This window comes from Dactylosporangium vinaceum (assembly GCF_019904175.1).
Taxonomy (GTDB): Bacteria; Actinomycetota; Actinomycetes; order Mycobacteriales; family Micromonosporaceae; genus Dactylosporangium; species Dactylosporangium vinaceum.
Genome location: NZ_CP061913.1, coordinates 5,410,260 through 5,423,473, shown reverse-complemented (window position 1 = coordinate 5,423,473; position 13,214 = coordinate 5,410,260). Strand labels below are relative to the sequence as shown.

Below are 13,214 nucleotides of genomic sequence, written 5' to 3'. Positions count from 1 at the left end.
ATCGGCGCCGATCAGCGCGAGTTCCTGCACGATCGCGCTGTCGCGGCCGACACGAAATGCGCGGTCAGCCGTCGCGGCGGATCGCGGCCGGGGTGGTCTCCAGGTGCCGGCGCATGACCCGGGTCAGGTGCTCCTGGTGGGAGAAGCCGCACCGGGTGGCGACCGAGGCGATCGGCAGGGACCGCTCGCGCAGCAGCCGGCAGGCGGTGTCGACGCGCAGCCGCAGCAGGTACTGGTGCGGGGCCAGGCCGACGCGGGCCTTGAACTGCCGGCCGAACTGGCTGACGCTCAGCCCGGCGACGGCGGCCATGGCGGCCAGGGGGACGGGCTCGGCCAGCCGCTCCTCCAGCAGCTCCCGCACCTGCGCCAGCTGCCTGTCGCTGAGCCCCGCGGAGCGGGCCGGCGGGGGCGGCCCGGCGGTGCCGCGGCGGCTGCTGTGCCGCTGGGCGAGCTGCCCGGCGACGAGGGCCGTCAGCTGGTCGACGTAGGTGCGGGCGGTCGGCTCCCAGCGCCGCAGCACGCCGTCGAGCGCGAGCACCAGCTGCTCGAGCAGCGGGTCGACGGCGCCCAGCTCCTCGGTGAGCCGCACCGCCGGCCCGTCGTGGGCCTCCTGCAGGGCTTCGTCGCTCACGTAGACGTGGGTGGTGTCGAGGTCGCCGCCCAGCTCGACGGTGAGGTCCTTGCCGGCCGGGTGCAGGAAGAACCCGCCCGGCGGGACCGTGCGGGCCGACGTCAGCCCCAGGTGCCCGCGCCGGACCTGGACCGGGCCGTTGAGGTGCAGGATCAGCACGTGGCTGGGGGCCGCGCCGAACTCCGCCCGGTATGGCCGCTCGCGCTGCGTCGACACGTACACGCCGGGCCAGCCGAGCCCGGCGCTGGTGCGCAGCGGCCGGATCCACGGCTGCCCGAGGATGCCGTTGGTGTCGCGCAGCGACAGTTCACGGGGCTGCGGTGTCACTGTCACCTCCCCGCGGTCGCGTTCGGGCCGTCGCCGGGTGAGGGCGAGACTAGCGCGAAACCCGATTGGTCGCCAGGTTCGCGCAGCGCAACGCCGCCCCGTAGGCCGGTCCGCGCCGTACCCGTACAATCTCCGCATGTCGCAGCCGGAGCCCCGTTTCGCCGCGGCCCGGCTTCTGGTGCTCGTCCAGCTGATGATGGTCGGCTGGTACGTGGCCGGGGTGGCGCTGCCCTACCTGCTCACCTTCACGGTCCACGGTGTCGATCACTGCACGGGCGGGTGCCGCGCCCCGGGCGACGTGTTCGGCGGCCCGGCCGTGGCCCTGATGATTCCGGGCATGATCGGCACCATCGTCGGGCCGATGTTCGCGGTCCTGCTCCTGCTGCTGTCGTTCACCTCCCTCGCCCGGCGGCGCCGGGAGATGCCGGCCGGGCTGCGGCGGTGGCTGTACGGGGCGGCCGGGCTCACACTGGCTTTCCTGGCCTTCTCCCTGTCGCCGCCGGGCCGGCAGCTGCTGAACTGGGTGCTCGACTGATGACGAACGCGCTGTGGCGGGCCCAGCTCGCGCTGGTGTGGGCCTACGGGCTCGCGATCTTCTGCTTCCTGTTCGCGCTGCTGGGCGGGCCGCACGGCGGCACCAGCGGCAGCGTGTACGACATGGTGTACGGGCCGCTGCCCGACGGGGTGTCGGTGCGCGGCTCGGTGGCCAGCCCGGTCACCTGGCTCACCGCGGCCGCCATGGCGGTGGCGTGGCTGGCGCCGCTGGCCGCGGTCGTGCTCGCGTGGTCCGGCCGGCGGGCGCTGCGCTCCGGCGGGGAGACCGGGGACACCGGCCTGCGGGATCGGGTCCAGGCCGGGACACTCGCCGCGGCCGCCATCGCGGTGAGCTACCTGACGCCAGTCGGCTGGACGCTTGTGTACGGGCTGACCCGCTGGACGGCGATGAACATCTGGGGCGAGGGCCCGGACGCCGGCAGCCTGGGCGGCTGATGCGCCGGCGGGCTCGTCAGACCCGCGACCACGCCTGGTTGGCGCCGCCGTTGCAGGTCCAGACCTCGACCTTGGTGCCGTTGGCCGTGGCGGCACCGGTGACGTCGAGGCACAGGCCGGACTGGACGCCGGTGACGGTGCCGTTGGCGTTGACGCTCCACTGCTGGTTGGCGGCCCCCGTGCAGGTGGCGATCTGCACCGCCGCGCCGGGCGCCGTCGACTGCCCGGCCACCTCCAGGCACTTGGTGCCGTACACCGTGAGCTGCCGGGCCGCGGTGAGCGTCCACAACTGGTTGGTGCCGCCGTTGCAGTCCCAGATGGCGACAGGCGTGCCGTCGGCGGTGGACCGGTTCGGCACGTCCAGGCACCGGTTCGAGCCCGCGCCGCGCAGGGCAGCGGCGCCGCCGGTGTCGTCGCCCGCGCCGACCGTCCCCGTCGCGGTGTCGACGCTCCAGCTGGATCGGCAGGTCATCGTGACGGTGGTGCCGCTGATCGTCAGCGGCTGCCAGACGTATCGGGAGTCGGCCAGGTTGCCGGGGTTCCAGCGGTCGCCGAGGAACAGGTAGCTGGTGCCGCTGCTGCCCGACACCGGCAGGATGGCCGTGGTCTGGGAGTTGCAGGTGTTGGTGCCGGCCGGCGCGAAGCTGCGGAAGGCGCTCCAGGTGCCGGTGATCGCGGTGGCCGTCGCGTACTGGTTGTCGTTGGTGTTCCAGCCGGTCAGGTGGGAGCCGAACAGGTAGTACGTACCGTCGATCTTGACCATGGCCGGCGACTCGTACTGGTTGAGCGTCTTGACGAGCGCCGCGACGCTCAGGAAGTCCGGCGAGAGCTGGTAGATCTGCAGTTTCGCGTTGGTGCGGTCCTCGCTGAGCAGGTATGCGGTGGTGCCGTCCAGGAACAGGTTGTCGTCGAGGCTGTCGTGGCCGGCGGGCTTGAAGCTGCCCCGGTATCCGTAGCTGCCGCAGATACTGCTGCTGGTGGCCACCCCGGTCCGGCGCTCCGAATAGCTCGTGTTGTCGATGTGCATGTACATCACGTACGTGGCCGTGGCGGCGTTGTAGATGACGTGGGGGCGCTCGACGATGCGGTTGGGGCCTAGGTCGCCGGCGGACTGACGGGTGAGGACGTTGGCGACGAACGTCCAGTTCTTCAGGTCGCTCGACGAGTAGCAGGTGATGTTCTGGAACGGTGAGCCGCCGGTCTTGTCCTCGCCGAGCCAGTAGTACGTGCCGCCGACCTTGGTGATGCCCTCGCCGTGGGCCTGGATGACGCGGCCGGCGGTGTCGTTCCAGACCGCGCCGGGCGTGATGGTCACCGGGGCCGCGTAGGCCGGGAAGGCGGCCCCGACGCTCAGGCCGATGACGGCGAGCAGGACGGTGAACAGCCGGCGCACCAGCATGGCGGTCCCTTCACGCGCTCCGAATCACATTGACGCCGATCGACGGTAACACGGATTTCCCGACATTCTTGCCCGGAGCTGCGCCACCCAACTTCGACCTCTTCACGCCCCCGGTCATCACGCTTTCCGGCGCGGTCGACGATCAGCGCACGCCGGGCTCGACGGTGAGCGTGCCGGCGGCGGTGTCGATCGTGGCCCGGGCGCCGATCGGCACCGTCAGCTGACCGTTGCCGTGGCCGATGTGCAGCCCGCCGAGCACCGGCACGCCGAGGTCGGCGAGCCGGTCGGTGACGGCCTGCGCGGCGCTCCAGCCGCTGGAGCCGTCACCGGCCGCGTTGAACTGGCCGATCGCGACGCCCGCGAGCTTGCGCAGCACGCCGGCCCGGCGCAGGTGGGTCAGCATGCGGTCGTAGCTGTACGGCGCCTCGCCGGTGTCCTCGAAGAGCAGGATCGCGCCCTCCAGGCTCGGCAGGTCGGCGGTGCCGATGCTCGCCTGGATCATGGTCAGGTTGCCGCCCAGCAGCGGGCCGGACGCGACGCCGGAGCCGCGGCCGGGCAGGCTGACCGCGGAGCTCGGCTCGGCCGGGTCGCGGGTCACCACGATCGGATCGGTGGTCATCAGCGCCTTGCGCAGCGACTCCACCGACTCCGGCCCGGTGCGCGTGTCGGTCCAGGTGGCGAGGGGGCCGTAGAGGCTCACCAGCCGGGCCGCCCGCCACAGCCGGCAGTGCAGCACGGTCAGGTCGCTGAAGCCGATGAAGATCTTCGGGTCGCGGCGCGCGGCCGCGACGTCGAGGCCGTCGATGATGCGCTGGGTGCCGTAGCCGCCGCGGGCGCCGAAGACGCAGCGCACGCCGGGGTCACGGAACGCGGCGTTGAGGTCGGCCAGGCGGTCGGCGTCGGTGCCGGCCAGGTATCCGAACTGGTCGTAGACGTGCGTGCCGTACTCGACGACGAGCCCGAAGCTCTCCAGGACCTGCTGGCCCCGGACGAGCCGGCCGTCGCCCGGGTAGGCGGGCGCCACGATCCGCACCCGGTCTCCCGGCTTGAGTGCGGGCGGCCGGATCGCGGGCCCGTGGGCCAGGTCCGTCCCCGGCTCGGCGCCGGCCGGTGAGGCGCCCGTGGTCGCGCCCAGTGCGACCCCACCGGCGACGACCGCACCCGAGCGCAGCACATCGCGGCGCGACATCGATCGGTGCGCCTGCTCAGTCATGAGTCCTCCCCTGTCGGATCGAGGCCTGAGACTACTCCGGCGCCCACCCGTCGCGCATCAACCTCCCCGAATGGACGACTTTGCCGGCGCGCCATTTATAACACCTTTTCCGAAGGCATTTCACGAAGGCTTTCCGATATGCAACTTTCATGACCCACCGGCGACTACTGACAGATTTTCCGAAAGCACCTGTCGGCATTACCGGAAAATCGACGAGACTCCATGGACCTGTCCGGCGACGACATTGCGAGGTATGCGCATGGTGCAGCGAGCGAGCCTACGGCCGGGACGCCGCCACGTCCCCCGGTCGCCGAGCCCGACGCCCGTGTCGCGCGCCCTGGCCGCGCTGAGCGGCCTGCTCCTGCTCGCGGCGGGCGTGCTCGCCGGGCCGGCCGCTGCGGCGCAGGCCGCGACGGCCATCACCGTCAACGGTGCATCGGGCGGGCGGACGCTCGACGGCATCGGCGCGGTCAGCGGGGGCGGTGGCAACAGCCGGCTGCTCGTCGACTATCCGGAGCCGCAGCGCAGCGACATCCTCGACTACCTGTTCCGGCCCGGCTACGGCGCGGCGATGCAGATCCTCAAGGTCGAGATCGGCGGGGACACCAACTCGACGTCCGGGGCCGAGCCGAGCCACGAGCACACCCGCGGCGGCATCGACTGCAACCGGGGCTACGAGTGGTGGCTGATGGAGCAGGCCAAGGCCCGCAACCCCGGCATCCGGCTGGTGGGCCTGGCGTGGGGTGCGCCCGGCTGGGTCGGCAACGGCACGTTCTTCACCAGTGACGCCATCGACTACCTCACGGCCTGGCTGGACTGCGCCGGCACGCACGGGCTGACGATCGACTACCTCGGCGGGTGGAACGAGAAGGGCTACAACGCCACCTGGTACAAGAACCTGCGCTCCGCCCTCAACGCGCGCGGGTACGGCGGCGTGAAGCTCGTGGCCTCCGACGACTTCGGCTGGGCCGCCGCCGACGAGTCGCTGCGCGACCCGGCGTTCGCCAACGCGGTGTCGGTCTTCGGCAGCCACTACGTCTGCGGCTACCGCAGCGCGCAGAGCAGCTGCCCCAGCTCCGGCAACGCCGTGGCCACCGGCAAGGCACTCTGGGCCAGCGAGAACGGCTCCGACGACTACAACGCCGGCGCCGCCGCCCTCGCCCGCGGCATCAACCGCGGCTACATCGACGGCAAGATGACCGCGTACATCAACTGGCCCGTCATCGCCGCCATCACACCCAACATTCCCTGGGCCACCACCGGCGTCGCGGTCGCCCAGCAGCCCTGGTCCGGCTCCTACTCGATCGGCCGCAACGCCTGGGTGATGGCGCAGACCACGCAGGTCACCGCGCCCGGCTGGCGCTACCTCGACAACTCCAGCGGCTACATCGGCGGCAACCGCAGCAACGGCAGCTACGTCTCACTGCGCTCACCGAGCTCCGGCGACTACAGCACCGTCATCGAGACGATGGACGCCACCGCGGCCCAGACCCTCGCCTTCACCGTCACCGGCGGGCTGTCCACCGGCACCGTGCACGTGTGGGCGACGAACGTCCGGTCCGGCAACGCCGCCGACTACTTCGTGCGCGGCGCCGACCTCACGCCCTCGAGCGGGGCCTTCTCGCTCACCGTCCAGCCCGGCTACGTCTACAGCATCACGACCACCACCGGCGCGGGCAAGGGCACCGCGGCCAGCCCGGCGGCGGGCGGCCTGCCGCTGCCCTACAGCGACACCTTCGACAGCTACGCCACCGGCCGCGAGGCGAGATACCTCATGGACCAGCAGGGCTCGTTCGAGATCACCCCGTGCGGCGGCGGGCACACCGGGCAGTGCGTGCGCCAGATGTCGGAGCAGGCCCCGATCTACTGGACCAGCGGCCAGGCCGAGCCGTACACCCTGCTGGGCGACCTGTCCTGGCGCAACTACACCTTCTCGTCCGACGTCATGCTGCAGAAGGCGGGCTACGCCCAGCTCATCGCCCGCGGCAACACCTACAACCATCAGGGCCCGCAGAACCTCAACGGCTACTACTTCCGCGTGAGTGACACCGGCGCGTGGTCCATCCGCAGCAACAACACCAGCGGCAACTGGCGGACGCTGGCCAGCGGCACGACGGCGGCGCTGGGCACCGGGCGCTGGCACACGCTGGCACTCACCGTCAACGGCACCACCCTCAGCGGAGTCATCGACGGCACGACCGTCGGCACCGTCACCGACTCCGCCTGGGTCGCCGGCCAGATCGGCTACGGCACCGGCCAGGGCGTCACCGCGCAGTTCGACAACCTGTCCGTCACCCCGCTCGGCGGCTCCGGCTCCCCGACCGGCGAGCTGCGCAGCGCCGCCGCCAACCGGTGCCTGGACGTCAACGGCGCCGGCCAGGCCGACGGCACCGTCGTGCAGATCTGGGACTGCAACGGCGGGGCCAACCAGCAGTGGACCGCCACGTCGGACGGCCGGCTGACGGTCTACGGCGGCAAGTGCCTGGACGTCGCCGGCACCGCGGCGGGGACCCGGGCCCGGATCTGGACCTGCAACGGCGGCACCGGCCAGCAGTGGCGCATCAACACCGACGGCACGATCACCGGCGTCGCATCGGGCCTGTGCCTCGACGTCAACGGGGCCGGGACGGCCAACGGCACCGCCGTGCAGCTGTGGACCTGCAACGGCGGCAGCAACCAGCAGTGGATCCGCAACTGAGCGCGGTCCCGCCCGCATCGCCGGGCATCGAACGGAAGGAGAGGCGATGGCAACACGCAGATACGGGGTGCCGATACTCGCGGCGCTGGCAGTGCTCGTCGCGGTCACGACCGGGCAGGCCCTCAGCGGCCGGGGGTCGACCGCGACCGCCGCGACGAGCGGCGCGCTCGCGGCGACCGCCGGGTGCGGCAAGGCCCCGACCCTGACCAGCGGCACCCGCACGATCCAGAGCAGCGGCCAGAACCGCACGTACATCCTGCGCGTCCCGGACAACTACGACGCCAACCGGCAGTACAAGCTGATCTTCGCGTTCCACTGGCTCAACGGCACCGCCGCGAACGTGTCGTCCGCGGGCTACTACGGGCTGCAGCCGCTGTCGAGCAACAGCACCATCTTCGTCGCGCCGCAGGGCATCGACAACGGGTGGGCCAACACCAACGGCCGCGACCTCACGCTCGTCGACGACCTCACCCGGCTCATCGAGGGCGGGCTGTGCGTCGACACGACCCAGCTGTTCGCGCTGGGCTGGAGCTACGGCGGCGCGATGAGCTACGCGGTCGCCTGCGCCCGGCCGACGGTGTTCCGGGCCGTCACCGTGCTGTCGGGCGCGAACCTCAGCGGGTGCAACGGCGGCACGCAGCCGGTGGCGTACTTCGGCATCCACGGCATCCACGACAGCGTCCTGAACATCTCCAACGGGCGCTCGCTGCGCGACACCTTCGTGCGCAACAACGGCTGCACCGCCCAGAGCCCGCGCGAACCGGCGCAGGGCAGCCTGACCCACATCACCACGACGTACTCGGGGTGCCGGGCGGGCTACCCGGTCCAGTGGGCCGCGTTCGACGGTGACCACACGCCGAGCCCCGTGGACGGCTCCGGCTCACCGAACGACTCCCGCACGTGGACGTCGGGCGAGATCTGGAAGTTCTTCTCGCAGTTCCAGGGCACGGTGCCGCCGAGCAGCCCGCCGGTGTCCTCGCCGCCCCCGAGCAGCCCCCCGGTGTCCTCGCCGCCGCCGAACAGCCCGCCGCCGAGCAGCCCGCCGGTCAGCGGGCAGCCCGGGGCGTGCACCGCGACGTACCGGATCGTCAACACCTGGCCCGGCGGCTTCCAGGGCGAGTTCACCGTGGCCAACGGCGGCTCGAGTACGCTCACCGGCTGGACCACCCGCTTCACCCTGGCCGGCGGCCAGAGCATCAGCAGCCTCTGGAACGGCACCAACACCGGCACCAGCGGCAACGTCACGGTCCGCAACGCCGCGTACAACGGCACCCTCGGGGCCGGCGCGACGACGACGTTCGGCTTCACCGCCACCGGCGACAGCTCTCCGCCGCCGACCGCCGTCACCTGCACCAGCCCCTGACCGTCACACCGCAGTCAAGCGACCGGCCGGTGCACCCCAGTGGTGCACCGGCCGGCGTCCTTCTGCCCGGCTAGGGGCCCGCGACCGTGGCGTCGCCGCCCACACGGTGCGCCACCCGCTCGGCGGCGAGCGCACCGTCACCCGGCCGGCCCTCCCCCTCCTGCGCGCGCCCGGCCGGAGCCGGGGGTAGCGGCCGGCGGCCCGGTGCGGCGAGCCCGCTCAGCGCCCCGACCAGCGACAGCGCGGCGCAGGCCCCGATCGCGACGGCGAAGCCGCTGCTGAAGCTCTGCGGGGACCGGTAGCTGCCGCCGGCGGCGAACGCGGCCACCACCGCGGCGACACCGAACACCCCACCGAGTTGCCGCATGGTGCTGTAGACCCCCGAGGCCTTGCCGACGTAGACGGGCGCGACCGAGCTGAGCGCGGCGCTCTGCGTGGCGGGCAGCGCCGTGGCCACCCCGATCCCGGACAGGACGAGCGGCGCGACCAGCTGCCCGTAGGCCAGGCCGGGCTCGGCGATCAGCGCGATCCAGGTCATCGCGGCCGCGTGCAGCCCCAGCCCGCCGACGATGAACGGCCGCTCGCCGAGCCGGCCGATCAGCAGGCCGGTGAGCTGCGGGACGATGAAGGTCATCGCGCCCCAGGGCATCAGTCCCAGCCCGGCGCGGGCCGGGCTGAAGCCCAGCCCGGTCTGCAGGAACTGGGCCATGAAGAACAGGGCACCCAGTGCCGATCCCCACTCGAAGAAGATCGCGATGTTGCCGGCGGAGAACGCCCGCGAGCCGAACAGGTGCATGGGCAGCATCGGCTCGGCGGCGCGCCGCTGCCACCAGACGAAGCCGACGGCGAGCAGCACGCCCGCGGTCAGGGTGGACAGGATCTCGGCGCTGCCCCAGCCGGCGGTGTTGCCGCGCACCAGCGCCCAGACGATGCCGAGCGCGGCCGCGGTGGCCAGCGCCACAGCGCCCAGGTCGAGCCGGGCCGGCGGCCCGGACGACTCCTGGAGCCGGGTCAGTGCGAGGGGGATCAGTACCGCCACGACCGGCACGTTGAGCCAGAAGATCCACGGCCAGGAGACCCCGGTGACGACCGCACCGCCCAGCAGCGGCCCCAGCGGCACCGCCAGCCCGGCCACGCTGCTGAACACGCCGAGCGCCCGGGAGCGCCGGTCGGCCGGGACGGCGGTGCCGAGCAGTGCCAGCGCCAGCGGCATCACCAGCGCGGCCCCGGCGCCCTGGACCGCGCGGGCCGCGATGAGCGTGCCGACGTCGGGGGCGAGGGCGCAGCCGGCCGACGCCACCGCGAACAGGGCCAGCCCGATGACGAACATGCGCCGCCGGCCGAACCGCTCGCCGAGTGCGGCCGCCGTCAGCAGCAGCACCGCGAACGTCAGGACGTAGGCGGTGACAGTCCACTCCAGTTCCTCGATCGAGGCGTGCAGGGCGACGCGGATCGCCCCGAGCGCTGTCGTGACGACGAGCGCGTCGAGCGACACCATCATCCCGGCGAGCGCGGTCACGGCGACGGCCCACCGTTGAGCCGTCGTCAAGGGGGTCGAGGTGCTGTTCTTCGGCATGCTTCCTCCGGTCGTCCGCGGTGCCTGTGGTGGCTCGGTGGGGTACCGCTGAGGTAGACACCGCACAGGCCGGAAAAAGGGCGCTCGCCGGCCGACCCTTTCGGGCCCCGGCCGGTGTCAGTACGTGGTGCAGGGCCAGACGCACGTGACCCGAGAGTGGAGACAGTGGCAGCCGACTTGATCTCGAAGGCCCGGGCCGGGGACAGCCGCGCGTTCCGGGAGCTCACCCAGCCGCACCTGCGCGAGCTCCAGGTGCACTGCTACCGGATGCTCGGCAACTTCCAGGACGCCGAGGACGCCCTCCAGGACACGCTGCTGTCCGCCTGGCGCGGTCTCGGCGGGTTCCAGGAGCGCGCCTCGTTCCGCACGTGGCTCTACCGGATCGCCACCAACCGGTGCCTCAACGCGCGCCGGTCGGCCGGCCGGCGTCCGGTCAAGGAGTGGGACATGCCGAACGTCGAACCGCCCGAGCCCACCCGGATCGGCGAGGTCGTCTGGCTCCAGCCGTTTCCCGACACCCTGCTGGAGCAGGCGTTCGACGCACCGCTGGGCCCCGAGGCCCGCTACGAGCAGACGGAGGCCCTGTCCGTGGCGTTCATGACCGCCCTGCAGGTGCTGCCGCCGCGCCAGATCGCCGTGCTGATCCTGCGCGACGTGCTCGGGTTCCCGGCCGCCGAGGTCGCCGAGATGCTCGACTCGAGCGTCGAGTCGGTCAAGAGCGCACTCAAACGGGCCCGCGCCGGCCTGCAGCAGCGGCGGGCGGCGGAGCACCGGGAGCCGGCTCCCGCCGCCGGCTCACCCGCCGAGGACGCGATCGTGGCGAAGTTCGTCACCGCCTACGAGTCCGCCGACCTCGACGCGCTGGTGGATCTGCTGACCGACGACGTGTTCATGTCGATGCCGCCCATGCCGTTCGAGTACGAGGGCCGTGACATCGTTGCCCGCTTCTTCGCCGGCATCTTCGGCTCGGGCCGCCGGTCCGACCTGGTGCCGACGCGGGCCAACGGTCAGCCGGCGTTCGCGGCCTACCTGCGCACCCCGACCGGCGTCAGCCACGGCACCGGCCTGTTCGTGCTGACCCTCGGCGGCGATCGGATCTGCGCCATGACCCGCTTCGACAACACGGTGCTGCCGTGGTTCGGGCTGCCGCGATCGTTGCCGAGCCGATGAGACCCCGCGGCGCCGGGCGGGTGCAGCGGCGCCGCTCAGCCCTTGAACGCGCCGTCCATGATGCCGCTGACCAGACGGCGCCCCACGAAGAGGAACAGCACCAGCAGCGGCAGCGTGGCCAGGAACGAGCCGGACATCGCCAGGCCGAGGTCGATGTCGCGGCTGCTCTGCAGGGCCTTGATGGCGATCTGCAGGGTGTAGTGCTCCGGCGACTTGAGCACGATGAACGGCCACAGGAAGTCGTTCCAGGCGGTGACGAACCCGAACAGGCCGAGCACGAAGGCGGCCGGCCGCACGAGCGGGAACGCGATGCGCCAGAAGATCTGCCAGGTCGTGGCGCCGTCGACCCGGGCGGCTTGCAGCAGCTCGTCGTCGATGGTGTGGGCGATGTGCTGGCGCATCCAGAAGATGCCGAACGCGTTGACGAGGCCGGGCAGGATGACGGCCTGGAGCGAGTCCACCCAGCCGAGCTGCGAGATGATCAGGTACTGCGGGACGACCGACAGCTGCGTCGGCACCGTCATCGTCAGCACGACGATGAGGAACAGGGTGTTGCGGCCGCGGAAGGACAGTTTCGCGAACGCGAAGCCGGCCAGCGCGCACAGCAGCGCCTGGCCGACGCCGATGGCCGTGGCCACGACGATGCTGTTGCCGAGCGCGTTGAGGAACGGCACGATGTCGAAGACCAGCCCGGCCAGGTGCAGGAAGTTGCCGCCGGGCAGCACGTGCGGCGGGAGGCTTGTCGCCGTGGCCGAGTCGGTCGTCGACACCACGAACATCCAGTAGAGCGGGAACAGGCTGAGCAGGACCACGATCCCGAGCAGGCCGTAGACCCACCAGGCGATCCGGTCGATGCGGCGGCGGTGCGGCCGCGCCGTGGTGCTCATGGGCGCTCCGAGCGGATCCGGCTGGCGAGCAGGTAGTTGATCGTGGCGACGATGACGACCATGACAAAGAGCGCGACGCCGATCGCCGAGCCGTAGCCGAACTGGAACCGGCCGAAGCCCTGCTCGTACAGGAAGAGGGTCAGAGTCTGGCACTGCCGCGCGGCACCGCACGTCAGCGAGCCCGGGCTGGCCAGCAGCGGCTCCGTGAAGACCTGCAGCCCGCCGATGGTCGAGCTGACCACGGTGAACACGATGATCGGGCGCAGCGAGGGGATCGTGATGTGGCGGAACTGCCGCCAGCCACCCGCGCCGTCCACCGCGGCCGCCTCGTACACCTCGCGCGGCACCGCCTGCAGCGCGGCCAGGTAGAGCAGTGTGTTGTACCCCGTCCAGCGCCACATCACCATCGCGGCGATCATGATGTGGCTGCCGAGCACGGAGGCCATGAACTCGATGTGCTCGAAGCCCAGCAGCCCGAGCAGCCAGTTGAGCAGGCCGTAGTCGCGGTCGAACAGCTGGAGGAAGACGATCGTTGTCGCGGCCACCGAGGTGATGTACGGGACCAGGACCGACATCCGGAAGAACGCCGGGGCCCGCAGCCGCGCATGGTTGAGCACGTGCGCCACCCCGAGCGCGAGCAGCAGCTGCGGCACCGTCGACAGTGCCCAGATGCTCAGCGTGTTGCGTACCGCGCCCCAGAAGCGCGTGTCGTCCACCAGCCGCGAGAAGTTGTCCAGCCCGACGAACGTGTGCTCACCGATGGGGTCCCAGTCGTAGAGGGCGACGTAGAAGGTGAACAGCAGCGGGAACAGGCCGAAGACGGCGAAGAGCAGGAAGAACGGGGCCACGTACGCGTAGGGCGCCAGCCGGTCCCGGACCCCCAGCCGCACGGACCTGGTGCGGGGCGGGGGTGTCCGGGTCGTCGTCGCCGGGGTCGGACCCAGCACTGTCGTCACGGCG

Annotated in this window: 11 protein-coding genes; 5 read left to right on the top strand and 6 right to left on the bottom strand. The window is 71.8% G+C overall.

What is annotated here, in order from left to right:
• Positions 1-64: 64 nt before the first annotated feature.
• Complete coding sequence (locus Dvina_RS24280) at positions 65-958, bottom strand: helix-turn-helix domain-containing protein (protein ID WP_246656407.1); 894 nt, start codon at positions 956-958, stop codon at positions 65-67.
• 136 nt (positions 959-1,094) lie between these two features.
• On the opposite strand from Dvina_RS24280, the gene Dvina_RS24275 reads away from it, so the two are divergent.
• Both Dvina_RS24275 and Dvina_RS24270 read left to right on the top strand, forming a co-directional pair.
• Positions 1,095-1,493, top strand: a complete 399-nt coding sequence (locus Dvina_RS24275; protein ID WP_223104759.1) for a hypothetical protein — start codon at positions 1,095-1,097, stop codon at positions 1,491-1,493.
• Entirely contained in the window at positions 1,493-1,948 is a 456-nt protein-coding gene (locus Dvina_RS24270; RefSeq protein WP_223104758.1) for a hypothetical protein, read from the top strand. The genes Dvina_RS24275 and Dvina_RS24270 overlap by 1 nt, the downstream gene beginning before the upstream one ends.
• A 16-nt stretch (positions 1,949-1,964) precedes the next feature.
• On the opposite strand, the gene Dvina_RS54430 is transcribed toward Dvina_RS24270, so the two are convergent.
• The gene (locus Dvina_RS54430; protein WP_246656406.1) at positions 1,965-3,347 is read right to left on the bottom strand and encodes a ricin-type beta-trefoil lectin domain protein; all 1,383 of its coding nucleotides are present in this window, start codon (positions 3,345-3,347) and stop codon (positions 1,965-1,967) included.
• Between the two features lie 142 nt (positions 3,348-3,489).
• Positions 3,490-4,560, bottom strand: coding sequence for a S66 peptidase family protein (locus tag Dvina_RS24260; RefSeq protein ID WP_246656405.1), 1,071 nt, complete (start codon positions 4,558-4,560; stop codon positions 3,490-3,492).
• 259 nt (positions 4,561-4,819) lie between these two features.
• Here Dvina_RS24260 and Dvina_RS24255 point away from each other — a divergent pair, with 259 nt between their 5' ends.
• Both Dvina_RS24255 and Dvina_RS24250 read left to right on the top strand, forming a co-directional pair.
• Entirely contained in the window at positions 4,820-7,258 is a 2,439-nt protein-coding gene (locus tag Dvina_RS24255) for an RICIN domain-containing protein (RefSeq protein ID WP_223104757.1), read from the top strand.
• A gap of 46 nt (positions 7,259-7,304) precedes the next feature.
• A complete protein-coding gene (locus Dvina_RS24250) occupies positions 7,305-8,621 on the top strand; it encodes a CE1 family esterase (protein ID WP_223104756.1) in 1,317 nt (438 codons plus the stop codon).
• A gap of 70 nt (positions 8,622-8,691) precedes the next feature.
• On the opposite strand, the gene Dvina_RS24245 is transcribed toward Dvina_RS24250, so the two are convergent.
• Entirely contained in the window at positions 8,692-10,197 is a 1,506-nt protein-coding gene (locus Dvina_RS24245) for an MFS transporter (RefSeq protein WP_223104755.1), read from the bottom strand.
• 165 nt (positions 10,198-10,362) lie between these two features.
• Between Dvina_RS24245 and Dvina_RS24240 the strand changes: the two genes are divergently transcribed.
• A complete protein-coding gene (locus tag Dvina_RS24240) occupies positions 10,363-11,367 on the top strand; it encodes a sigma-70 family RNA polymerase sigma factor (protein WP_223104754.1) in 1,005 nt (334 codons plus the stop codon).
• A gap of 35 nt (positions 11,368-11,402) precedes the next feature.
• Here the strand turns inward: Dvina_RS24240 and Dvina_RS24235 are convergent, their stop codons facing one another.
• Positions 11,403-12,254 (bottom strand): carbohydrate ABC transporter permease, encoded by an 852-nt coding sequence (locus Dvina_RS24235; protein ID WP_223104753.1) that lies wholly within the window; start codon positions 12,252-12,254, stop codon positions 11,403-11,405.
• On the bottom strand, positions 12,251-13,210 hold the full coding sequence (locus Dvina_RS24230) for a carbohydrate ABC transporter permease (protein WP_246656403.1): 960 nt from the start codon (positions 13,208-13,210) through the stop codon (positions 12,251-12,253). The genes Dvina_RS24235 and Dvina_RS24230 overlap by 4 nt, the downstream gene beginning before the upstream one ends.
• Positions 13,211-13,214: the final 4 nt, after the last annotated feature.